Raw genomic sequence first — 21,075 nt, 5'->3', positions numbered from 1 at the left:
GTCGGAAGATCCTGAGGGCCCTAGGGCTCGAACTTGTAGCCGAGGCCGCGGACCGTGATCAGGTGCCGCGGTGCCGAAGGGTCCGGCTCGACCTTGCTGCGCAGCCTTTTGACGTGGACATCCAGGGTCTTGGTGTCCCCCACGTAGTCCGATCCCCAGACCCGGTCGATCAGCTGCCCCCGGGTCAGGACCCGGCCGGAGTTGCGCAGCAGCATTTCCAGCAGCTCGAATTCCTTCAGCGGCAGGGAGACCTGTTCGCCGCTGACCGTGACCACGTGACGCTCAATATCCATCCGGACCGGACCCGCCTGCACGGTGCTGGACACCAGCTCCTCGGGTTCGCCCTGGCGGCGCAGCACGGCCCGGACGCGGGCCACCAGTTCCCGGGACGAGTACGGTTTGGTGACGTAGTCGTCGGCGCCGAGTTCCAGCCCCACGACCTTGTCGATCTCCGCGTCCTTTGCCGTCAGCATGATGACCGGGACGGACGAGCGCTGCCGAAGCTGCCGGCAAACCTCGGTTCCCGACTGCCCGGGCAGCTGCAGATCCAGCAGCACCAGGTCGGCGCCGTTACGGTCGAACTCGGTGATGGCGTCAAGCCCGTTGTCCACCACCTCGACCTCGAACCCTTCTTTGCCCAACAGGTAGGACAGCGGGTCGCTGAACGACTCTTCGTCCTCGACAATCAGAATCCTGCTCAAGCGGTAGCTCCTTGCTCACGGGCGCCGGCGGCGTCACTTCGTATGGTTCTGGGGTTTTGGGACGGGCTGTGGGGCGTGGACGGGGTGTCCGCCCGTGCCGCCGGGGTGCGGGCCTGGGGAACTCCCTCGAGGTCCTGGCCTTCCAGCTCCGGCAGCCGGATGGTGAAGGTGGATCCCTGCCCGGGCTGTGACCACAGCGTCACTTCACCGCCATGGTTGGCGACAACGTGTTTGACGATGCTCAGGCCAAGGCCGGTGCCGCCGGTGTGCCGGGATCTGGCGGAGTCCACGCGGTAGAAGCGCTCGAAGACGCGCTCCTGGTCTTCGGGCGAGAGGCCCTCTCCCTGGTCGGTCACCGACACAGCGACGAGGCCGCCTTTGGAACGAATGCCGATTCCCACCCGGGTGTTCTCCGGGGAGTAGCGGATGGCATTGTCGATCAGGTTCCGCAGCGCCGTCACCAGCAGGTCCTGGTCGCCGTAGACCATCGCGTCCGCGTGGCCGCCGACGACGAGTGCGATGTTCTTGCTTTCCGCCGGCAACTGCGAACGGTCCACGGCCTCGGACACCACCGTGTTGATATCTACCGGCCGGCCCTGCTGGGTGACGTTGGCGCCCTGCAGCCGGGAGAGTTCGATAATGTCCTGCACGAGCGCGGCCAGCCGGGCGGATTCCTTGTGCATGCGCTTGGCGAAGCGTCGAACGGCTTCCGGGTCATCCGCAGAGGATTCCAGCGCCTCCGCCAGCAGCGAAATGGCGCCAACCGGCGTCTTCAGTTCATGGGAGACGTTGGCCACGAAGTCGTTCCGGACTTCCTCGGTCCGCGTGAATTCGGTCCGGTCGTCGGCCAGCAGGAGGATGTATTCCTCAGCGACCACGGCCGCACGGACCTGGACGACGATCGTGCCCTGCCCCAGCGGGCCGCGCGGCAATTCGAGCTGCTTTTCGAGGATGACGCCGTCGCGCCGGACTTTGGCCGTCATTTCCAGCAGCTGGTCGTGGACCAGGGTGTGCCCGCGGACCAGTCCGTAGGCGTACGCAGCGGGACTGGCCCGGACCACGCCGTCAATAGCGTCCACCACCACGAAGGCCCGGCCGATGACGGCCAGCACCTGGGCGGCTCCCTCCGGGATCGACGGGTCCTCGAACTCGACGTCCACGAGTTTGCGCTGCTGCTCGCTGACCCGGAACGCGAGCACGCCGAAAACACCAAGCGACAGGCCGATCAGGCCGGCGATCACGCCGATGAGCATTGGATCCACGGCTCCAGCTTATGCTCTGCCCCGCGTCAGAAACTGAAATCTGCCCCATTCGCGCTCCGGTTCAGCTAACGTTCACCTATTGAGGCTTAACAGTTCACCGGACGCTGGAAGACTTGAGTGTTGAAGCGCCGAGAGGTGAACCGAAATGGACCCGCCACTGTGGTGGTCGGCAATATTTCCAAGGAAAGGAAGCACACGTGCGCAAGGTTTTTCAGGAAGAGCTCGCCCAAGTGGGGGAACAGCTCGTCGAAATCTCAAAGCTGGTCAGTGAGGCCATTGAGAAAGCAACGACTGCCTTCGCCGGCGCCGACATCGATCTGGCCGAGGACGTCATCGCGGCCGATGCCCGGATCGACTTCCTGCAGAACAGCCTCGACGAGCGCGCGATCGACATCCTCGCCCTGCAGGGCCCCGTGGCCAGCGACCTGAGGATGATCGTGGGCTCGCTCCGGATGAGCGCCTCGCTGGAGCGGATGGGCGACCTGGCCCGCCACCTCGCCCAGCTTGCCCGCCTCCGGTACCCCGCCACCGTGGTTCCCGTGCAGCTGCGCGAGACGTTCAAGAGCTTCGCCGAGCATGACATGCTGATCGCCCAGAAGCTCACCGTGCTGCTGGAAACCCGCGACCTGGAGGTAGCGCGCGACATCATGAAGGCGAACGCGGCCGTGAACGACCTGCACCTGAGCGTCTTCAAGGCGATCGCACGCAGCGACTGGCACGAGTCCCCCGCCACGACCGTCGACGTCGCCCTCGCCAGCCGCTACTTCGAGCGTTTCGCTGACCACGGCGTCTCCGTGGCGCAGAAGGTCACCTACCTGGTCACCGGCGCCTGGCATCCGAACGGCATCGAACACAGCTAGCACCCGCCGCCGGCGCCGGAAACCGGCGCCGGCCAGCAGAACTTACGACGCCGGCCGGCCACCTTGCGAGGTGGCCGGCCGGCGTCGTTCATTCCCTGTTGCGTCTGTCGTAGGCGCTACTTCTTGCCCTGGTTCGCGACGGCCTTGATGGCCTCGGCGGCGGCCTCGGGGTCGAGGTAGGTGCCGCCCGGTTTCAGCGGCTTGAAGTTCTCGTCGAGTTCGTAGACCAGCGGGATGCCGGTGGGGATGTTGAGTCCGGCGATGGCTTCATCGCTGATGCCGTCAAGGTGCTTGACCAGGGCGCGCAGCGAGTTGCCGTGGGCCGTGACCAGCACGGTCTTGCCGGCCTTGAGGTCTTCCTTGATGTCCGATTCCCAGTAGGGCAGCAGGCGGACCAGCACGTCCTTGAGGCACTCGGTGCGGGGCAGGGCGTCGCCGAGGTCCGCATAGCGTGGATCATGGGCCTGGGAGAATTCGGAATCGTCGGTTAGGGGCGGCGGCGGGGTGTCGTAGGACCGGCGCCACGTCATGAACTGCTCCTCGCCGTACTCGGCGAGGGTCTGGGCCTTGTCCTTGCCCTGCAGGGCGCCGTAGTGGCGCTCATTGAGCCGCCAGTCCCGCTTCACCGGGATCCAGCCGCGGTCGGCCTTGTCGAGGGTGATGTTGGCGGTGTTGATGGCCCGCTTCAGCAACGAGGTGTACAGGACGTCCGGGAGGATGTTGTGCTCGACGAGAAGCTCGCCGCCGCGAATCGCCTCGGCACGGCCCTGGTCGTTGAGGTCAACGTCCACCCAGCCGGTGAACAGGTTCTTGGCGTTCCATTCGCTGTGGCCGTGGCGCAGCAGAATCAGCTTGTAAGTCATGGTTTTCATCCTAGCCGAGCGATCCCGGACGGTGCCGAGCGTTACATCACAGGGCCTGCACCGCACCGCGGGGTCACTACGCGCCCATCCGGCGGCATCTCATGGGCCGGGAGTGACCCCGCGCTGGAGGATAGGGTTGGCCTGTGGTGCAGAAGGCTGAGCGGGTGGCGTCCCCGCAGACCCATGTCATGGAAAAACGCGGCGCGGCGAAAAGCGGACCCCGCGCCGGCCGGCCGGTGGGCAACGTCACCCGCGGCACCACCAACCCCAACCGGATGCGGCGGCTGGACCGCTGGCTGACCGGACCGCAGGCCTGGCGGCTGCGCGCGGCGGCCGATCCCCTCGTGGTGGATCTGGGCTTCGGCGCTTCCCCGGCCACCGCCGTCGAACTCTTTGACCGGCTGTGCGTGGTCCGGCCCGATGTGCGGGTGGTCGGCATCGAAATTGAGCCCGAGCGGGTCCGGCTGGCCAAGGAACTGGAACGGCCCGGGCTGAGCTTCCGGCTGGGCGGCTTCGAACTGCCCGTGCCCGGCCGGCCCGTCCTGGTGCGCGCGTTCAATGTGCTGCGGCAGTACGAGGAAGCCGACGTCGCTGCCATCTGGCGGCTGGTGCAGGGGCGGCTGGCCCCGGATGGGCTGTTCATTGACGGCACCTGCGACGAGATCGGCCGCCGGGTCACCTGGGTGGCGCTTGACGCCGAACGGCCGCTGAGCCTGAGCATGTCCATGCGGTTTGGCAGTTTTCTGCTGCCCTCGGAAGTGGCCGAGCGGCTGCCAAAAGCCCTCATCCACCGGAACGTGCCGGGCGAGCGGATTCAGGCGTTCCTGCAGGCGATGGACCAGGCCTGGCTGGAAGCTGCCCCGCTGGCGTCCTTCGGGAACCGGCAGCGCTGGACGGCCATGTGCCGGGCCCTGCGCGACGGCGGCTGGCCGGTCCGGGACGGCCCGTCACGTTGGCGGTTGGGCGAGCTGACGGTGGGTTGGGAAGCCGTGGCGCCGGGATCTTAGGGGCCGGTGGATGGGCCCACGCCGGCAGGGTTCCCTGAGCGAGCTTGCGAGCTGAGGGGGCCGGTGGATGGGCCCACGCCGGCAGGGTTCCCTGAGCGAGCTTGCGAGCTGAGGGGGCCGGTGGATGGGCCCACGCCGGCAGGGTTCCCTGAGCGAGCTTGCGAGCTGAGGGGGCCGGTGGGGACTACCAGGGGCCGTAGGGGCCTGTGTTGCGGTTTCCGCCGCGGCCGGCATCCTTGACCGCGGGCCGGACGTCGGCGAGGTAGACGGACGCTGCCGTCACGGCAACCAGTCCGAACAGCCCCAGCGGGCCCAGGATGCCTCCTCCGCCTCCGCCCAGCAGGGAAAGCAGCCCCACGGCCATGGCGCCACCGGTGACGGCCAGCCAGAAAGTCTTGGTGCGCTTGGACACGGCCTCGAAGGCGCTGCCCTTGTGCCGCAGGCAATCGAAGAACGCCCACACCTCAAGGGCAAGGGCTACCAGGGCCAACAGAAAGTAGATCCCGGTTTCTACAAAGTCAATAAGCGTTCTTCCGTCCATCCCCCCAGCCTAGCGGCCCAAACTCGCGAGGGCCTGCTCCAAATCGGCCCAAAGGTCCTCGACGTTTTCGATCCCCACGCTCAGCCGGACCAGGTTGTCCGGCACACTGGCAGGTTCGGCCGTGTGCCGGCGACGCCGTTCGATCAGGGACTCCACGCCGCCCAGCGAGGTGGCCGGCAGCCACAGTTTCAGGGCCTGGATCATCCGGTCCGCGGCGTCCGCTCCGCTGACGCTGCCGCCGGCAACCGGGGCCATTTCAATGCACAGCACGGATCCGAAGCCCTTCATCTGGCTCTTGGCCCGTTCGTGGCCGGGATCCGAGGGAAGGCCCGGAAAACGGATGCTGCCCACCCTGGGGTGCGTCCTCAGCCGCTCGGCCAGTACCGCCGCCGAAGCCTGCGAGCGCTCAATCCGCAGGGCCAGGGTGCGCAGGCCCCGGAGCGCCAGCCACGCCTCAAAAGGCCCGGCGATGCCGCCGTGAATGGTGCGGTGGTGCAGCAGCGCGGCGCGGAGCTCGGCGTCGGAGGTCACCAGGGCGCCCAGCACGACGTCGGAATGGCCGGAGAGGTACTTCGTCACCGAATGCAGCACGACGTCGGAGCCCAGCGCGAGAGGCTGCTGGACGAGCGGGGTGGAGAAGGTGTTGTCCGTAACAACGACGGCGCCGGCCTCGTGCGCTGCGGCAGTCAGCGCGCGGATGTCCGCGACGCCAAGCATCGGGTTGGTGGGGCTCTCCAGCCACAGCATGCTGGCGGGGCGTCCGTCCGACGGCGCGAGCTGCGCCAGTACGGCGTCGGTGTCCGCGATGTCCACGGTGCGCAGTTCCAGGAACCCCTTCTCGGCAAGTTCCGTCGCCATCACCAGGGAACCTGCATAGCTGTGCGACGGCATGACCAGCACTCCCCCGGCCGGAACCAGGGACAGGGCTGAACTGACGGCGGCGAGGCCGGAGGCGTACAGCAGGCCGGGAAGCCCGGCGCCCTCAAGCTGGCCGAGGGCTTCCTCGAAAGGGTCCCAGGTGGGGTTGGAGTACCGCCCGTAGCCGCGGTCGCCGGCGCCCAGCGGCCCGGTGCCAAAATAGGTCGAGGAAAGCACCAGCGGGGGGTTGACCGGTTCATCGCGTTCTCGCGGCGGCCGGCCCGCCGCCACAACGACCGTTTCTGCGGAGAGCGCGGCTGCCTGTTCTTCGGAAAGAGTCATGGTCACAGGGTACTTTGGCGCCCTGCAGGGCGGCCACGACGTTACGGCCAGGGGCGTTGCTGTCAGGGATTGTCGGTAGGCTAGAGCAGTGACCAACCAGATCCCCGGACTGTTTATCGCCTTCGAGGGCGGCGACGGCGCCGGAAAGTCCACGCAGGCAGCTGAGCTGGCTGCCGCGCTTGAATCGCGCGGCCTCCCGGTGCTCCGGACCCGTGAGCCGGGCGGCACTCCCATCGGCGAAAAACTTCGTTCCCTGGTCCTGGACCACGGCCACGGCCACATCGATGCGCACACCGAAGCCCTGATCTTTGCGGCCTCCCGCGCCGCCCACGCCAGCCAGGTCATCCGCCCCGCGCTCGAGCGCGGCGAGATCGTCCTCACCGACCGCTACATCGATTCCTCGGTCGCATACCAGGGCGCCGGCCGGGATCTGGGCACCGAGGCCGTCCGCCACATTAACGAGTGGGCCACCTCAGGACTGCAGCCGGACCTCACGGTGCTGCTTGACGTTGACCCGGAGGTCGGCCGCCGCCGGCGCACCGCGGGCGATGCGGCCGAGGACCGGCTGGAATCCGAGGCGGACGAGTTCCATGCCAGGATCCGGACCGCTTTCCTCGACCTCGCGGCGGCCAGGCCCGAGCAGTACCTTGTCCTCCCCGCCCACCTCCCGGTCGACCAACTGGCCGCGCGGATCCTCGAGCGGGTGGAGTCGCTGCTGTCCTTGCACCGGGGCGTGACCGCATGAGCGTCTGGGACGACCTCCAGGGCCAGCCCGCCGTCGTGGCCCAACTGCGCCAGGCAGCCCAGGGTGAGGGCCCAACCCATGCGTGGCTCTTCACCGGCCCGCCGGGTTCGGGCCGGTCCAACGCGGCGAAGGCCTTCGCCGCGGCCTTGAACTGCGACCAGGACGACGTCGGGCTGCGCGGCTGCGGCGAATGCGCAGCCTGCCTGACCATCCTGGGCGAAACGCACTCCGATGTGGCTTTTGTACGCACTGAAAAGGTCACCATCACCATCGACGAGGCCCGCGAGCTTGTCTCCTCTGCCGGCAACCGGCCGTCCTCGGCGCGCTGGCGCATCATCGTCGTCGAGGACGCGGACCGGATGGCGGAGCGCACCACCAACGTGCTGCTCAAGGCGATCGAGGAACCCACCCCGCGCACCGTCTGGATGCTGTGCGCGCCTTCCCCCGCCGACGTCCTGGTCACCATCCGCTCCCGGTGCCGCACGGTGGCGCTGCGGCTGCCGCCCGCGGCCGACGTCGCCGCCCTGCTGGTCAAGCGCGACGGCGTGGACCCCGCCGTCGCTGAACGTGCCGCCCGGGCAGCGCAAAGCCACGTCGGGATCGCCCGCCGCCTGGCCCGGGATCCGGAAGCCCGCGAGCGGAGGCTCGAAACCGTGCGGTTCCCCCTGGGGCTCCGCGGCGTGACCGCCGCGGTTTTGATGGCGGAGAAGCTCGTCAAGATCGCCACCGAGGAAGCCAACAGCTCCAACGACGAGCGCGACACGGCCGAAAAAGCCGCCCTGCTCGCCACCCTGGGAGCCCCCGAAAGCGGGACACTGCCGCCGTCCATGCGCGGCCAGGTCAAGCAGCTTGAGGACGACCAGAAGCGCCGCGCCAAGCGTTCCGTGACAGACTCGCTCGACCGCACGCTCACCGATCTGCTGTCGTTCTACCGGGATGTGCTGATCATCCAGATGGGGAACGCCGTGGAGCTGGTCAATGTTGAGCTCAGGAGTGAGCTCGTTGAGTTCGCGCGCCATTCCTCCGCCGAAACCACACTTGCCCGGATGGACGCCATCAACAAGGCCCGCAAACGCATTACGACATCCAACGTGGCTCCGCTGCTGACGATCGAATCCATGGCGGCCAGCCTCATCTGAGGGATCATTAAGGGACCCGCCCAGGCGGACCGACCACCCGCCCAGTTCCAACCGGCCGCCCGGCGTGACGCGGCAGCCGTCCAGTTCCTATTCCTCCAAGGAGAACCGTATGAAGTCTGCACGAGCAGTGTCCGCCAGATCCCGATCCGTTGCGATCGGCATGCGGACAGCAGGCGCCGTGGCACTGGCCATGGTGCTCTCCTCGTGCACCCTGTTCGGCGGCGGCGACAGCGGGGCAAAAAACTCCAGTACACCGAATCCGGAGATCGCCTCCGCCGCGCCCGCCGAGCTCCGGAGCTACTACACGCAGCAGGTTGACTGGACCCCCTGCGAGACGGACTTCCAGTGCGCCAAGGTCAAGGTCCCGCTCGATTACAGCCAGCCGGACGGCGACAGCATCGAAATCGCGGCGCTCAAATTGTCCACGAAGGGCACCAGCCAGGGCAGCCTGCTCATCAACCCCGGCGGACCCGGCGGCTCGGGCTACGACTTCGTCAGGGACGCCGGAGCCACCCATTTCTCGGAAAAGGTCCGCGCGAACTTTGACATTGTGGGCTTCGACCCGCGCGGTGTGAAGCGCTCCGCCCCGGTCACCTGCCTGACGGATCAGGAACGCGACGCCTCCCGCGCGAAGATCTATGCCCTGGACACCGACGCCGGCCTGGCCGAAACCCTGGCTGATAACAAGGTGATCGCCGCCAAGTGCGAGGAAAAGGCCGGGCCGGTCCTGGGCCACATCGACACCGTCAGTTCCGCCAAGGACCTGGACATCCTGCGTGCGTCCCTCAACGACACCAAGCTGAACTACATGGGGTTCTCCTATGGGACGTTCCTCGGTTCAACATACGCCTCGCTGTTCCCTGACAACGTCGGCCGGATGGTCCTGGACGGTGCAATGGACCCGTCCCTGAGCAATGAGGAGCTCACCAGCGGCCAGGCCAAAGCCTTTGAAAAAGCCCTCCGCACCTACGTGGAACGCTGCCTCCAGGGCGGCGGCTGCCCGCTCAGTGGCAGCGTCGACAACGGGATCCAGCAGATCCGGGACGCGATCGCCGCCGTGGAAGCCAACCCCGTGCGCGCCAAGGACGGCCGGGTGGTCTCGGCGTCCACGCTGGTCACCGGCATGATCGTCCCGCTGTACAACGACGACAACTGGCCGCTCCTGACGCAGGCACTCGACGCGATCATGAAAAATGATGCGACGCCGTTCCTGAGGCTGGCCGACTTCAACGCCGAGCGGGAACCCGACGGCAGCTACTCCTCGAACAGCACCTTCGCCTTCACCGCCATCAACTGCCTTGACTACCCCATGGTGACGGACACTGCCGGGATGCGCGCGGACGAGCAGCAGCTGCGCCTGGCTTCGCCCACATTCGGCAAGTACTTCGCCTACGGCGGCACCAACTGCAAGGACTGGCCGTACAAAAACGTCCGGACCCCGGCGCCGGTGGAATACAAGGGTTCGGCCGACATCGTCGTCATCGGCACCACGGGCGACCCGGCCACCCCGGTGGAATGGGCCAGCTCCCTGCGCAAGCAGCTGGGTCAAGCCTCCCTGCTGACGTGGGAGGGTGAGGGCCACACGGCCTACGGCCGCTCCAACGACTGCATCGGCAACGCCGTCGACGGTTACCTCGTCGACGGGAAGACCCCGGCGGACAACACCGTCTGCTGAGGCGCCCGCCACTCATTTTGACCCGGGCCGGAGGACTCTACTACAGTTGTCTCTGGCATGAAGCGCCCGGGGACACCGGACACTTCAGGCGGTTGCTTCCTTAGCTCAGTTGGTAGAGCGTCTCACTCGTAATGAGAAGGTCGCCAGTTCGATTCTGGCAGGAAGCTCTGGTCTTCATCTATCGGCCCCGGCGCAGTCGCCGGGGCCGTTTCTTTTTGCCCCTCCCCGGGTGTCGCCTGCCCCAAGGCGCGTAAGAAGGCACCTCGCTGCCTTGATGACGTACGCGGCCGAACGTCTGGCGCGCCGATGAATCAGCGTCGGTGCGGCCATGAAGAATGGCGCATTCCGTCCTGCCCGCGCGCCTTCAGCGCTGCGCGGGATGGCGCCACCAACAGAGCGTGAGCTCCAGGAGTAGTACATGAAGAAATGCACAACATTGTTTTCCGGTGCGGCCATAGCGGCCCTGCTGTCCCTCACTGCATCCCTCGGCGCCGTTGCGGCCCCCGGGGGAACCCCGGCCGCGCCGCCAACCGCAGGGGCAGGCACCTACAAGTGCACCCTCAAGTTCAGCACAGGGGTGCCTCCCTGCACGCTTCAAGCGGCGCCCGCGCCCGCCGCGGCCCCTGCCCCGGCCGCTGCAGTTGCACCCGCACCCGCACCCGCGGCAGAGCCTGCTCCGGCAGCCGCAGCGCCGGCGGCAGCACCCGCCACGGTACTGCCGGCCTCGACCGGTTCCTCACTGATGCCCCTGGGGGTCCCGGGCGCATGGTCGCAGACTTTCAGCGATGACTTCAACGGAACCACGCTCGACACCAACAAATGGTCCAGTTCCTGGTTCGGCGGCGGCACAATGAACAAGGTCAGGACGGACCCGGCCAACGTCTCGGTCGGCGGCGGAACCCTCTCGCTGACATTGTCGGACGCCGGCACCGGCGGCCTCGTGTCCTCGAACCCGAAGGACACCGCCACCACCGGCTACGAGTTCCGGACCGGCTACACGGAGGCCCGCATCTCCTTCCCCGGCAACGGGACCGTGCTGCACAACTGGCCTGCGTGGTGGACCACCGGACAGTCCTGGCCGGCGACCGGTGAGAACGACATCGCCGAGGTGCTCAAGGGAAAGCTGACGTCCAACTACCATTCGGGCTCCGGTACCCACAACCAGGGCACCATTTCCGGCGCGTGGGGGAACGAATTCCACACCTACGGCCTGTGGCGCAAGGCCAACCTCTCCGAGGTCTACGTCGACGGCATCAAGGTCAAGTCCTTCCCCACCGACGACGGCAATGCCGCCCAGTACCTCGTGCTGAATGTCGGCAAGGCCGGCACCAGCACGGCGTACGGGCCGGCCTCCGAGATGAAGGTTGATTACGTCAGGGCTTGGCAGTAGCAGGAAAAGCCAGGGACCGGTCAGCGCGGCGGGACCGGCTGAGGGCCGGCGGACGTTGCCTGCCGTCCCCGCCAGGCAACGTCCGTACCCCTACGATGGATCGGGTGAAGTCCACAAAGGGAGCCGGCTACGCCGCCACGGCTGCGCTGATGCTGGCATTAGCCCCGCTGGTCCTCGCCCTGCCGGCCTCCGCTGACCCCTGCGATCCCGGCGGCAGCGCTGCGCCGGCGCGCCCCTGCCCGACTCCCCCGGGTCGTCCGGGTCCCTCCGCGGCACCCGTCCCGACGGCAGGCGCCACCGTGGTGCCAAAGTCCCCGTCGATCCCGTCCGGCGCCGCCCCTGCCCCGCGGACTTCCGTGGCCCCCGAACCGGAGGCCACCCCGGAGCCACCGCCCGTCGACGCCGCGGCCCTGCCGCCGGCCGAGGCACCATCGGCCACTGCCTCACCCTCCGTTGGCACACCGAGCCCGGCGGCGGGTCCGGCCGCCGCAGCGACTCCGGCTTCCGGTGACCGCGGCGTTCCCGGCGCGATCCTGCTGGCGCTCGGTGGCCTGCTGGTCGCGGCGTGGGCGTTCCTTGCCATCCGGAAGTCCGCCTAGCAGCAGGCGGGCTCGAGGGCCCTTGTTCTTCCAGGGAACGTCCGCGAGTCTGGGCAAATGGGCCGTCCCCGACGAAACCTTTCAGCCCGCCAGCGGGTAAGCCGATCTGCCCTGCCCGGCGCCACCCGGGGGTTTGTCTGGGGTCCGGTGATCGGCTTTGGCCTCGTCAGCCTGGCCGCCGATGTCGTCTCCGACGGCGCGAGGCCGCTGGCTGGCCCCCTGCTCGCCCAGCTGGGTGCGTCCGCGCTGCTCGTCGGCCTCGTGACGGGCGGCGCCGAAGCCGCCGCGCAGGGACTCCGGCTGGTGTTCGGGCCTTGGGCGGACCGGACGCGCAGGTACTGGACGTTCACACTGGCCGGATATGCGCTTACGGCGGTCTGTGTGCCGCTGCTGGCCGTGGCGCCCTGGGCCGGCGGATCCGGGCTGGTTCTGGCCGCGGCGCTGATTATCGGGGACAGGGTCGGGAAAGCCGTCCGCAGCCCGGCAAAGACCGTGCTGCTGGCGGCGGTCGCCAGGCCCGTGGGCCGCGGCCGCGGTTTCGCCGTCCACAAGTCCCTCGACCTCGCCGGTGCGCTGCTCGGGCCGGTCCTGGTCTGGGCGGTACTCGCGGCCAGCGGGAACCTGTCGGCGGCCTTCGCGGTGCTGGCCGTTCCGGCCGGGGCGGCTATGCTCCTGCTGTTCTGGCTGCGCCGCCAGGTGGCGGATGCCGGCGCCGGCCGGCCGGCGCCGGAGGAAGAGGGCGGAGGCCGGCAGGCCGCCGTTGAACCGCCGTCTCCGGGAGCTGCCGGCCGCCCGGCGTCGTTGTTTACGCGCAGTTTTGCCCTGTTCGCTGTCGCCGCCTTCTTCTGGAGCGCCGGGCTGGTTGCCTTCGGGGTCATTTCCTACCACCTCACGACGGCGGCGGCCGTTCCGGTCGCGGTGGTCCCGTTGCTGTACGCCGGTGCGATGGCGGCGGCGGCCCTTGGCGCCCTCGCCACGGGTGTCCTCTACGACCGGTCCGGCGCCTGGGTGCTCCTCGCGCTGCCCCTGCTGATCGCTGCCGTGCCGGTGCTGGCTCTGGCGCCGGCGGCCGGGGTGGTCTTTTCCGGTGTCCTCGTCTGGGGCACGGCTCTGGGCATCCAGGACTCGACCGTCAAGGCGCTGGTCGCGGATCTGGTGCCGGAACCGCGCCAGGGGACAGCGTACGGCGTTTTTGCGGCCTTCGAGGGGGCCGGGGCGCTGGCGGGCGGGGCCCTGTACGGCGCGCTTTATGACACCCGCCCGCTGCTGATCGCGGCTGTGGCGGTCCTGCAGCTGCTCGCGTTCGTGGTGCTGGTTGCGGCCCTCCGCAGCCCCCGCAGTCCCCGCAGTCCCCGGCGGCAGCTTTAGGGCCGGGACCCGGCGCCGCCGTCAGCCGGCGCCGGCGTCAGCGGGGTGCCTGCGCGGCGCGGCGACGTCCGGCCAGCCGAAGGGCAATCTTGCGGAGCTCATCAAACCAGAGCACGGTCGAGGCCATCACGACACAGACGGCCCACTGACCGGGGTCCAGGGACGCTGTCCCGAAGGCCTGCTGCAGGAAGGGCAGCTCGACGACGGCGACCTGAAGCACCGTAGCCAGCAGCACGGAGCCCCAGAGCCATTTGTTCACGAAGAGCCGGCGGAAGGCCGTCGTCGTCTCCGAACGGGAGTTGAAGGCGTTGAACAGCTGGGCGAACACCAGGGTGGTGAAGCCGGCGGTCCGTGCGACGTCGAGCGATTCGGTGCCGCCCGGGACCAGCCCGCCCGGCAGGAAGATGTCGATGGTCAGCAGCGACGCGACACCCATGACCAGCCCGATGCTCAGGATGCCCAGCCACATCCGGGTGCCGAGGATGCGGTCGCCGCGTTTGCGGGGCCCGCGTGCCATGACGTCGTCAATTTCGGGATCAACGCCCATCGCGAGAGCGGGTCCGGAGTCGGTCACGAGATTGATCCAGAGGATCTGGGTCGCCAGCAACGGCACGGCGACTTCGCCGGCGCTCGCTCCGGCCAGGCCCATGGCGCCGGCGAACACGACGCCGAGGAACACCGTGAACACTTCACCCATGTTCGAGGAAAGCAGGTACCGCAGGAATTTTTCGATGTTCTCGAAGATGACCCGGCCCTGGTGCACCGCCGAGACAATCGTGGCGAAGTTGTCATCGCCCAGGATCATGTTCGAGGCTTCCTTGGTGACCTCGGTGCCGGTGACACCCATGGCGATGCCGATGTCCGCGGTCTTCAGCGCGGGCGCGTCATTGACGCCGTCCCCGGTCATCGCCACCACATTGCCGTGGGCCTGCAGGGCGGTGATGATCTGCAGTTTGTTCTGCGGGGCGACCCGCGCGTACACGGAGGTGTTCAGGGTGAGCGCGCGCAGGCCGTCCTCGTCCAGTTTGTCCAGTTCGGCGCCCGTGACTGCCCGCTCCCCCGGCCTGGTGATCCCGAGATCGCCGGCGATCCGCGCCGCGCTGAGCGGGTGGTCCCCGGTGATCATCACGACGCGGATACCGGCCCGCCGCGCCTCGGCCACCGCGGGGGCCGCTTCGGTCCGGGGCGGGTCCAGGATTCCGACGACGCCGACATACACGAGCGTGCTCTCGTCTTCCTCGGTGAGCACGTCCGCTTCGTGGCGGTCCGCTTCGGTGTATTGGCGGTAGGCCACGCCGAGGGTGCGGAAGGCCTGGGCGGAGAGCTCCTCGATGTCGGCCAGTGCCCGGGCGCGGCGGTCCGCGTCCAGCGGGACGACGTCGCTGCCGAGCTGCAGACCGGTGCATCGTTGCAGCAGGACGTCCGGGGCGCCCTTCGTGACCAGGGACAGGGTGTCGGCCTCACGGTGGCGGGCCAGCGCGGACATCAGTTTCCGCTCCGAGGTGAACGGGATTTCGCCGTCCCGGTCGAACTCGTCAACGCGGTCCGTGACGCCTTCCAGCTTCCGGGCGGCGACGAGGAACGCCGCTTCCGTCGGGTCGCCCTGGATCTCCCACCCGCCGTCGTGCTCCCGAAGCTGCGCGTTGTTGGCGAAGGAGCCGCCGGCCAGCACCATGCGTGCCTCCTGGAGCAGGGCCGGATCACGCAGTTGCTGGCCGTTGTGGAGCACTGCGCCCTCCGGCCGGTAGCCGACACCGGTGAGTTCGACCAGGCCGGAGGCGGTCGTGATCCGGCAAATGGTCATTTCGTTGCGTGTGAGTGTGCCGGTCTTGTCCGAGGCGATGACGGAGGCGGAGCCGAGCGTTTCCACCGAGTGCAGCTCCTTGACGACGGCCTTGCGTTTGGCCATGTTCTGGACGCCGATGGCGAGCACCACGGACAGGATGGCAGGCAGCCCCTCGGGTACAGCCGCCACGGCGAGCGAGACCCCCAGCAGCAGGACGGCGACGAGCCCGCTCAGCGTGGACACCCCGTTCACGATGATGATCGTGGCCATCACGACGACGGCGATCCCGATCACTGTGATGCCGAGCAGCTTGCTGATGCCCGCGATTTCGCGCTGCAGCGGGGTCGGGGCGTCCTCAGCGGCGGCCAGCATTCCCGCGATCGCACCGACCTCGGTGTCCATCGCGGTTCCGGTGACCACCGCGCGGCCCACGCCCCGGGCGACAGCCGTCCCCTTGAAGACCATGTTCAGCCGGTCCCCCAAGGGGACGGTGCCATTGAGGAGGGCCGGGTCCTTGAAAACCAGCGCGCTTTCGCCGGTGAGGGAGGACTCAGCGACACCCAGGGAACTCGCCGTGATTAGCCGGGCATCGGCACCGACGGAATCGCCCTCATTGAGGACCAGGATGTCTCCCGGCACCAAATCCGCGGACGGCACCGTTTTCAGTTCACCGTCCCGCAGCACCATGGAGTTCGCCGCCGTCATCAGCCGCAGTGCGGCGACGGCGCTCTCGGCTTTGTTCTCCTGAACGAAGCCGAGCACGCCGTTGAACAGGACCACGGCCCCAATCACGAGGGCGTCGATCGGTACCCCGGCGGCACCTTCCACCGCCCAGGCAAGGACCGAGATGGCGATGGCGGCCAGCAGGAGGTAGATCAGCGGATCCTGGAATTGCCTGAGGACCTTCCGCCACAGCGGAACGGGCGGTGCGGAACGGAGTTCATTGGCTCCGTAGATTTCGCGGCGCCGGTCCGCTTCGTCCGAGTCCAGCCCCGTCTCAGGGTTGACGTCAAGCGCCTGCAGGGCCTCCATGGCACGCCGGACGTGCCACGGGACCGCATTGGTCCCGGCCGCGGCGTCGTCCGGCGTCGTGCCTGCAGGCCTGTGCCAGGTGTCTCCCGGACCGGGACGGCGCGACGGGGCGTTCATGCGGCCCAGACGGAAGCTGCCCCGGAATGGCCCGTGATGACGCTCTGGTAGATGAAAAAAGCACCGGCTGCCGCCGCGATGACCAGGAAGAACCCCACTGAGACGGCCTTGAGCACGTCCCCCTGTTCCGCATGTTCCCGGATCAGGGCAGAGGAGGGGCGGATCTTCTCCAGCTGCTCCCCGGCCTGCGCGGTCAGCAGCGACACAGGCACAAGCACCAGGGACAGCACTCCCAGCGGCCAGGCCAGGTATCCCCGCCAGCGTGGCGCCGCGGCGTACACGATCGCGGCGAGACCGGCGATCGGCGCCAGGACAACGACGGCGTGGATGAGCAGGATGTGGGCCGGAAGCCCAGCAATTTCAATCATGTGTGCCCTTATCCGTCAGAACTGCCCGGGAGCAGCGGCATCGCCGGGGCCGGGCTTCTATGATTCTTGCATGGGCGAGCAGTGGCTGACGGATGTGGCGGCACGACTCTACGCCCTCCCGTTCGACGATTTTATCGCCGCCCGGACAGCCGCAGCCAAGGACGCGGCCGCCGGGAAAGGCCAGCGGTCACTCGCCGCAGATGTACGTGCCCTGCCCAAGCCGTCCGTGGCGGCGTGGACGGTGAACATGCTCGCGGCCCGGCAGCCGGAGACCCTCCGGCAACTCGCCAGGCTGGGGCAGTCGATGCGCTCGGCGCAATCCTCCTTCGAGGCCCTGGAACTCCGCCGGCTGGGACGGGAAAGGCGCCAACTCCTGGCCAGCGCGGTCCAGGCAGCGAGGGCAGTCGCCGAACAGCAGGGCCGGAAGATCAGCGATGCGATCGCGGCGGAGGTGGAAGCGACGTTGCGCGCCGCGACAGCTGACGAGGGTGCCGCGGCTGCCGTGCAGTCCGGCCGCCTGCTCCGGGGGCTGTCCGCCGACGGGGTCGACGTCGTGGATCTTTCGGGCGCCGTGGCGCTGCCCGGGACGGAGCTCACCGCCCCGGCCCTGCCGGTTCCCGCGCCCGGCCCGTCCGGGGAGTCTGTTAGGCCCCGAGGCTCTGCCCGGACCGGGACCACCACCAGGGAAGAGCCGGAGCAGCCCCGCCTGCGGGCCGTCCGGCAGGAGCCCCGGAGATCCACTCCGTCCGCGCTGGAACGCGCCCGGGCAGCACTCAAGGATGCGGAAGACGCCGCCAGGGCGGCCGCGGGGGACGCCCGGAAATATGAAGAGGAGCTTGCTTCGACCTCCGCCCTGGCCACGGAGCTGTCCGAGACCGTACGGGAACTGCGGGAGCAGCTTGCCCAGCGCGAGCAGGAACTCAAGGCCGCCAGGAAATGGCGTGACATGGCCGCCGCCCGGTCGCAGCAGAGCGCACGGGCGGCGGAGAAGGCCCGGCGCACCGCGGACCTGGCCCGGGAAAGGGTGCTGCGGCTTGGCAACACGCCGGACTGATGAGCTCATAGTGTCGGAGGCCGGCCGCACACTTAATTCATGGAAACCAACCAGTACTTTGAAGTCACGTATCTGGACACGGACTGCAACCGCATCCGCACCGAGACCTTCGATGATGCTTCCGACGCCGAACGCTTCGCCAGCCGCCGGGCAGCGGACGAGTACGCCTGGGCCATCGTCGACGCGGTACCGGTGCGGGCACGCCGCAAGGCCGCCTAGGGCTGTCGCCTGGCCAGGGCGGGGACCTCGACAAGGGCTTCGTCCCGGCGAAGAATTGTGGCGGGAGGCCCTTTCCTGGCCACCATCTCCGCTGGAGACGTCAGCTGATCTGCAAGGAGCACCGTGAACGATTTCCTTGTGTATCTTGATACGTCCGAGGTTCGGCCCGGGAAGCTGGGCGAGCTGAAGGCCGCCATGGAGGAGCTTGCCGGTTTCGTCGAAGCCCATGAGCCGCGGATCGTCGCCTATAAAGTCTATTTCTCGGGCGACGGAAGCCGGATGAGTGTCCTTCACATCCACCAGGACATATCATCGCTGGAATTTCATCTGAAGGTCGCCGGTCCGCGATTCCCTCCGGTTGCGCCTCTCGTCCGGCTTCTGAACATTGAAATCTTCGGTGCGGTCACCGAGGAAGTGATGAAACAGCTCGAGGCGAAGACCCTGCTGCTGGGCGGGACCGTGATCATCCATGACCCCGGCCCAGGATTCTCCCGGTGTGGGCCGCCTACGACTCGACGCCAGTAACCCGGCCCCCAAGACCGCCGGGCAGCAGAAAGGCCTCCACCCGGTTTCGGATGAAGGCCCTGCTGCGGTCCGCGCCGGGTCCGGGCAATACCGGAACGGCTTAGGCCGCGGTGGCTTAGGCGAAGTCGGAGACTGCCGGGTCGGCGCCGATCCGGCCGGCGCCCTCGGCCGAGTTGTCCATCCCGTTGATGGCCTGCACATCGGTCTCATCCAGGCTGACATCCAGCGCGGCGTAGTTCTCGCGGATGCGCGATTCGGTGACGGACTTGGGGATGACCACGTTGCCGATGGCCAGGTGCCAGGCGATGATAACCTGCGCCGGGGTGGCGTTGTGTTTTGCCGCAATCTGGCCGATTACCGAACTCTCCAGCAGCTCGCCGCCCTGGCCGAGCGGCGACCAGGCCTGGGTGAGGATGCCCTTGGAGGCATGGAATTCCCGCAGGACGGACTGGTTGAAGAACGGGTGCAGTTCGATCTGGTTGATGGCCGGTACGACGCCGGTCTCATCGATCAGGCGCTGCAGCCCTTCCTTGGTGAAGTTGGAGACACCGATGGTCTTCACGCGGCCCTGCTTCTGAAGCTCGATCAGGGCCTTCCAGGTGTCCAGGTATTTGTCCTGTTTGGGCTGCATCCAGTGGATCAGGTACATGTCCAGGGTTTCCAGGCCCAGGCGCTCCATCGAGTCCTCGAAGGCCTTCAGCGTAGATTCGTAACCCTGGTCTGCGTTCCACAGCTTGGTGGTGATGAAGATTTCCTCGGGCTGGAGGCCTGAGCGCTCGATCGCCCGGCCGACGCCTGCCTCGTTGCCGTAGATCTTCGCGGTGTCTATGTGGCGGAAGCCCGCCTCGAAAGCCTGGACGACGACCTTTTCGGCCACGTCGTCTTCCACCTGCCACACTCCGTAGCCAAGCTGGGGAATGGTGTTGCCGTCATTGAAAGTCAGTTCCGGTGAAAAAGTCATCCACCCATCCTGCCAATGCCCGCGCCGGACCGCCAGTGTTTGGGGCCGGCTAAGCTAGGCGCTTAACCGGGAATGCCGGCCCGCGCCGTGGGCGGCCGGGACCGCTCAGTCCGCGGCGGCCGCCTCTGAGAGCCGGCGCTCGGCGTCGTTGACCTGCTCCAGCACCGACGCTGCGCGGCGCCGCACGGACTCAGCACCGGCCGCGACGGGGCCGGCGGCGAGCCGAAGCATGGCGGCCGCTTCGGCGGTGGTGGCCAGGGAGTTACCGGCCGACGACAGGGCGCGGTGGACGCCGGCCAGCGTTCCCGGGATGTCAAGTCCCTCGCTGGGTACACGCCGCTGGGCCTCCACACACACCTGGCGGACCCTCCCCGAGAGCGCGGACAGTTCGTTGGCGATCTCGAGGAGTTCGGCATAGAGCGCCTCATCCTCCACCCCTTCGAGGATCTGGTGGTAGCGGTCGAGCCCGCGGGTGAAACGGTCGTGGGCCCGCCGCCAGAGGCCCCGGCCGAGTTCGACGTCGTCTTTGCGTCCCTGCCGGGCGGCGCTGAAAAATCCCAACGGTGCCTTACAGGTACTGGCCGGGACCGTGGTCCGGGTCTACGGGGACGGGAGCCTGGGAGGGATCCACGCCGGGTCTGGGCGCTGCGGCGCGCTGGGGCTCGCCGTTCTCGCCGATAATCACGCCGGGCGCGATCACCGTTCCGGGCGGCAACTGGCGCAGCTGTGCCTGCGCGGCGGCATGCTCGCGTGCGGCGTGCTGCGCGGCGAGGGCGGTCTGGATGCCGTGGAAGAGACCCTCCAGCCAGCCGACCAGTTGGGCCTGGGCGATCCGCAGCTCCGCGTCCGACGGAGTTCCGTCCTCCGGGAAGGGGAGGGTGATCCGTTCCAGCTCCTCGACGAGTTCCGGCGCCAGGCCATCCTCGAGTTCCTTGATCGAACGTTCATGGATTTCGGCGAGCCGCACCCGCGCCGCGTCGTCGAGAGGGGCGGACCTCACTTCGTCCAGCAGCTGCTTCATCATGGTGCCGATCCGCATCACCTTCGCAGGTTCGTCCACGAGGTCCTGGAGCGGGCCGGACTTGGGCCGCGCGCCGGCGGGTGCCGCGGGTTGGCCGTGCGGTCCCGGTTGTCCCTGCGGCCCGGATCCCACGGACTGGTCCGGCCGTCCGGCTTGTCCGGGGTCCGTGGGCTGTCCGGGCGCCGCCCGTCTGCCGTCGCCCCCCGGCGGGGAGCCCACGGTGGTGCCCTCGACGGGGACAACGGCCGCAGGCTGAGTGTCGTGTGGATCGCTCATGGCTTCATACTCTCACGAGCCCGGAGCCCCGCAGCGGGCCATCCCGCGGACAACGCCGCCAGGCTCAACAATCGGCCGACTACGGAGGCAAATGTGACAGCGGAGGGCGCCGTCGAGCACTGATGTGCCCGGCGGCGCCCTCCGGTGGCGGCAACTTTGATCAGCCGAAACTGATCAGCAGCAACGGCCCTGCGGGTTGGCGTCCTGACGGTCCGTCTGGTCCCGCCAGAACTCCCGCTCGGTCATCGGTGCGGAGCCGTGACCGGCTTCGGCATGGTGTGCCAGATACTTTGTATACGCATCCGCGCCCATCACACCGCCCAGGTACCGGGCGAATCCCCGGAAGCCTTCCACTACAGCATTCAT

Annotated in this window: 22 protein-coding genes and 1 tRNA gene; 12 read left to right on the top strand and 11 right to left on the bottom strand. The window is 68.2% G+C overall.

The features are described from left to right. Window positions 1-20 precede the first annotated feature (20 nt). Together ASPU41_RS09160 and ASPU41_RS09155 are read right to left on the bottom strand one after the other, a co-directional pair. A complete protein-coding gene (locus tag ASPU41_RS09160; RefSeq protein ID WP_069950658.1) occupies window positions 21-701 on the bottom strand; it encodes a response regulator transcription factor in 681 nt (226 codons plus the stop codon). Further along, a complete protein-coding gene (locus ASPU41_RS09155) occupies window positions 698-1,954 on the bottom strand; it encodes a sensor histidine kinase (RefSeq protein ID WP_069950657.1) in 1,257 nt (418 codons plus the stop codon). The genes ASPU41_RS09160 and ASPU41_RS09155 overlap by 4 nt, the downstream gene beginning before the upstream one ends. Before the next feature lie 206 nt (window positions 1,955-2,160). Between ASPU41_RS09155 and phoU the strand changes: the two genes are divergently transcribed. After that, entirely contained in the window at window positions 2,161-2,823 is a 663-nt protein-coding gene (phoU, locus tag ASPU41_RS09150; RefSeq protein ID WP_069950656.1) for a phosphate signaling complex protein PhoU, read from the top strand. A gap of 116 nt (window positions 2,824-2,939) precedes the next feature. Here the strand turns inward: phoU and ASPU41_RS09145 are convergent, their stop codons facing one another. Further along, the gene (locus ASPU41_RS09145; RefSeq protein WP_069950655.1) at window positions 2,940-3,686 is read right to left on the bottom strand and encodes a phosphoglyceromutase; all 747 of its coding nucleotides are present in this window, start codon (window positions 3,684-3,686) and stop codon (window positions 2,940-2,942) included. A 143-nt stretch (window positions 3,687-3,829) separates the two neighbouring features. Between ASPU41_RS09145 and ASPU41_RS09140 the strand changes: the two genes are divergently transcribed. Then, the gene (locus ASPU41_RS09140) at window positions 3,830-4,693 is read left to right on the top strand and encodes a class I SAM-dependent methyltransferase (RefSeq protein ID WP_442856241.1); all 864 of its coding nucleotides are present in this window, start codon (window positions 3,830-3,832) and stop codon (window positions 4,691-4,693) included. Between the two features lie 184 nt (window positions 4,694-4,877). On the opposite strand, the gene ASPU41_RS09135 is transcribed toward ASPU41_RS09140, so the two are convergent. Both ASPU41_RS09135 and ASPU41_RS09130 read right to left on the bottom strand, forming a co-directional pair. Then, window positions 4,878-5,234 carry a DUF2516 family protein gene (locus ASPU41_RS09135; protein ID WP_069950654.1) on the bottom strand — a complete coding sequence of 119 codons (357 nt, stop codon included), beginning with the start codon at window positions 5,232-5,234 and terminating at the stop codon, window positions 4,878-4,880. Between the two features lie 9 nt (window positions 5,235-5,243). Next, the gene (locus ASPU41_RS09130; RefSeq protein WP_069952589.1) at window positions 5,244-6,434 is read right to left on the bottom strand and encodes a trans-sulfuration enzyme family protein; all 1,191 of its coding nucleotides are present in this window, start codon (window positions 6,432-6,434) and stop codon (window positions 5,244-5,246) included. A gap of 88 nt (window positions 6,435-6,522) precedes the next feature. Between ASPU41_RS09130 and tmk the strand changes: the two genes are divergently transcribed. The 7 genes from tmk (at window position 6,523) to ASPU41_RS09095 (ending at window position 13,350) form a co-directional block, all read left to right on the top strand. Continuing rightward, window positions 6,523-7,179: a dTMP kinase gene (tmk, locus tag ASPU41_RS09125; RefSeq protein ID WP_069950653.1), complete on the top strand. Its 657-nt coding sequence runs from the start codon at window positions 6,523-6,525 to the stop codon at window positions 7,177-7,179. After that, window positions 7,176-8,318 (top strand): DNA polymerase III subunit delta', encoded by a 1,143-nt coding sequence (locus ASPU41_RS09120; protein WP_069950652.1) that lies wholly within the window; start codon window positions 7,176-7,178, stop codon window positions 8,316-8,318. Before tmk ends, ASPU41_RS09120 begins: the two co-directional genes overlap by 4 nt. Window positions 8,319-8,427: 109 nt before the next feature. Then, a complete protein-coding gene (locus ASPU41_RS09115; protein ID WP_069950651.1) occupies window positions 8,428-9,993 on the top strand; it encodes an alpha/beta hydrolase in 1,566 nt (521 codons plus the stop codon). Window positions 9,994-10,087: 94 nt separating this feature from the next. Then, window positions 10,088-10,160 (top strand) — tRNA-Thr (locus ASPU41_RS09110). 251 nt (window positions 10,161-10,411) lie between these two features. Continuing rightward, the gene (locus ASPU41_RS23710) at window positions 10,412-11,383 is read left to right on the top strand and encodes a glycoside hydrolase family 16 protein (protein WP_157356972.1); all 972 of its coding nucleotides are present in this window, start codon (window positions 10,412-10,414) and stop codon (window positions 11,381-11,383) included. A 104-nt stretch (window positions 11,384-11,487) separates the two neighbouring features. Further along, the gene (locus tag ASPU41_RS09100) at window positions 11,488-11,982 is read left to right on the top strand and encodes a hypothetical protein (protein WP_069950649.1); all 495 of its coding nucleotides are present in this window, start codon (window positions 11,488-11,490) and stop codon (window positions 11,980-11,982) included. Window positions 11,983-12,039: 57 nt separating this feature from the next. Continuing rightward, window positions 12,040-13,350: an MFS transporter gene (locus ASPU41_RS09095; protein WP_083266442.1), complete on the top strand. Its 1,311-nt coding sequence runs from the start codon at window positions 12,040-12,042 to the stop codon at window positions 13,348-13,350. 37 nt (window positions 13,351-13,387) lie between these two features. Here the strand turns inward: ASPU41_RS09095 and ASPU41_RS09090 are convergent, their stop codons facing one another. Together ASPU41_RS09090 and ASPU41_RS09085 are read right to left on the bottom strand one after the other, a co-directional pair. Next, window positions 13,388-16,285 carry a cation-translocating P-type ATPase gene (locus ASPU41_RS09090; protein WP_083266441.1) on the bottom strand — a complete coding sequence of 966 codons (2,898 nt, stop codon included), beginning with the start codon at window positions 16,283-16,285 and terminating at the stop codon, window positions 13,388-13,390. Beyond that, window positions 16,282-16,653, bottom strand: coding sequence for a hypothetical protein (locus ASPU41_RS09085; RefSeq protein ID WP_069950646.1), 372 nt, complete (start codon window positions 16,651-16,653; stop codon window positions 16,282-16,284). The genes ASPU41_RS09090 and ASPU41_RS09085 overlap by 4 nt, the downstream gene beginning before the upstream one ends. A gap of 70 nt (window positions 16,654-16,723) precedes the next feature. Here ASPU41_RS09085 and ASPU41_RS09080 point away from each other — a divergent pair, with 70 nt between their 5' ends. The 3 genes from ASPU41_RS09080 to ASPU41_RS09070 all read left to right on the top strand — a co-directional run bounded on the left by ASPU41_RS09080 (window position 16,724) and on the right by ASPU41_RS09070 (window position 18,451). Continuing rightward, a complete protein-coding gene (locus ASPU41_RS09080; RefSeq protein WP_069950645.1) occupies window positions 16,724-17,707 on the top strand; it encodes a hypothetical protein in 984 nt (327 codons plus the stop codon). Window positions 17,708-17,746: 39 nt separating this feature from the next. Beyond that, complete coding sequence (locus ASPU41_RS09075) at window positions 17,747-17,926, top strand: hypothetical protein (RefSeq protein WP_069950644.1); 180 nt, start codon at window positions 17,747-17,749, stop codon at window positions 17,924-17,926. Between the two features lie 123 nt (window positions 17,927-18,049). Beyond that, window positions 18,050-18,451, top strand: a complete 402-nt coding sequence (locus ASPU41_RS09070) for a hypothetical protein (protein WP_069950643.1) — start codon at window positions 18,050-18,052, stop codon at window positions 18,449-18,451. Between the two features lie 115 nt (window positions 18,452-18,566). Here the strand turns inward: ASPU41_RS09070 and ASPU41_RS09065 are convergent, their stop codons facing one another. From ASPU41_RS09065 to ASPU41_RS09050, 4 genes are all read right to left on the bottom strand, one after another. Continuing rightward, entirely contained in the window at window positions 18,567-19,412 is an 846-nt protein-coding gene (locus ASPU41_RS09065) for an aldo/keto reductase (protein WP_069950642.1), read from the bottom strand. A gap of 105 nt (window positions 19,413-19,517) precedes the next feature. Then, entirely contained in the window at window positions 19,518-19,973 is a 456-nt protein-coding gene (locus ASPU41_RS09060; protein WP_069950641.1) for a hypothetical protein, read from the bottom strand. 7 nt (window positions 19,974-19,980) lie between these two features. Beyond that, on the bottom strand, window positions 19,981-20,709 hold the full coding sequence (locus ASPU41_RS09055) for a bacterial proteasome activator family protein (RefSeq protein WP_197515804.1): 729 nt from the start codon (window positions 20,707-20,709) through the stop codon (window positions 19,981-19,983). Window positions 20,710-20,883: 174 nt separating this feature from the next. After that, window positions 20,884-21,075, bottom strand: a complete 192-nt coding sequence (locus tag ASPU41_RS09050) for a YbdD/YjiX family protein (protein ID WP_069950640.1) — start codon at window positions 21,073-21,075, stop codon at window positions 20,884-20,886.

The sequence above is a fragment of the Arthrobacter sp. U41 genome (assembly GCF_001750145.1).
Lineage (GTDB): Bacteria > Actinomycetota > Actinomycetes > Actinomycetales > Micrococcaceae > Arthrobacter.
Note: the sequence above shows the minus strand (reverse complement) of the source record. Positions and strands in the feature narration are given on the sequence as shown.

Coding starts and splice junctions, on each gene's coding strand:
- ASPU41_RS09090 (WP_083266441.1), bottom strand. CDS start 16,285: ATGAACGCCCCGTCGCGCCGTCCCGGTCCGGGAGACACCTGGCACAGG.
- ASPU41_RS09080 (WP_069950645.1), top strand. CDS start 16,724: ATGGGCGAGCAGTGGCTGACGGATGTGGCGGCACGACTCTACGCCCTC.
- ASPU41_RS09095 (WP_083266442.1), top strand. CDS start 12,040: ATGGGCCGTCCCCGACGAAACCTTTCAGCCCGCCAGCGGGTAAGCCGA.
- ASPU41_RS09085 (WP_069950646.1), bottom strand. CDS start 16,653: ATGATTGAAATTGCTGGGCTTCCGGCCCACATCCTGCTCATCCACGCC.
- ASPU41_RS09065 (WP_069950642.1), bottom strand. CDS start 19,412: ATGACTTTTTCACCGGAACTGACTTTCAATGACGGCAACACCATTCCC.
- ASPU41_RS09130 (WP_069952589.1), bottom strand. CDS start 6,434: ATGACTCTTTCCGAAGAACAGGCAGCCGCGCTCTCCGCAGAAACGGTC.
- ASPU41_RS23710 (WP_157356972.1), top strand. CDS start 10,412: ATGAAGAAATGCACAACATTGTTTTCCGGTGCGGCCATAGCGGCCCTG.
- ASPU41_RS09135 (WP_069950654.1), bottom strand. CDS start 5,234: ATGGACGGAAGAACGCTTATTGACTTTGTAGAAACCGGGATCTACTTT.
- ASPU41_RS09145 (WP_069950655.1), bottom strand. CDS start 3,686: ATGACTTACAAGCTGATTCTGCTGCGCCACGGCCACAGCGAATGGAAC.
- ASPU41_RS09115 (WP_069950651.1), top strand. CDS start 8,428: ATGAAGTCTGCACGAGCAGTGTCCGCCAGATCCCGATCCGTTGCGATC.
- ASPU41_RS09155 (WP_069950657.1), bottom strand. CDS start 1,954: ATGCTCATCGGCGTGATCGCCGGCCTGATCGGCCTGTCGCTTGGTGTT.
- ASPU41_RS09120 (WP_069950652.1), top strand. CDS start 7,176: ATGAGCGTCTGGGACGACCTCCAGGGCCAGCCCGCCGTCGTGGCCCAA.
- ASPU41_RS09075 (WP_069950644.1), top strand. CDS start 17,747: ATGGAAACCAACCAGTACTTTGAAGTCACGTATCTGGACACGGACTGC.
- ASPU41_RS09055 (WP_197515804.1), bottom strand. CDS start 20,709: ATGAGCGATCCACACGACACTCAGCCTGCGGCCGTTGTCCCCGTCGAG.
- ASPU41_RS09050 (WP_069950640.1), bottom strand. CDS start 21,075: ATGAATGCTGTAGTGGAAGGCTTCCGGGGATTCGCCCGGTACCTGGGC.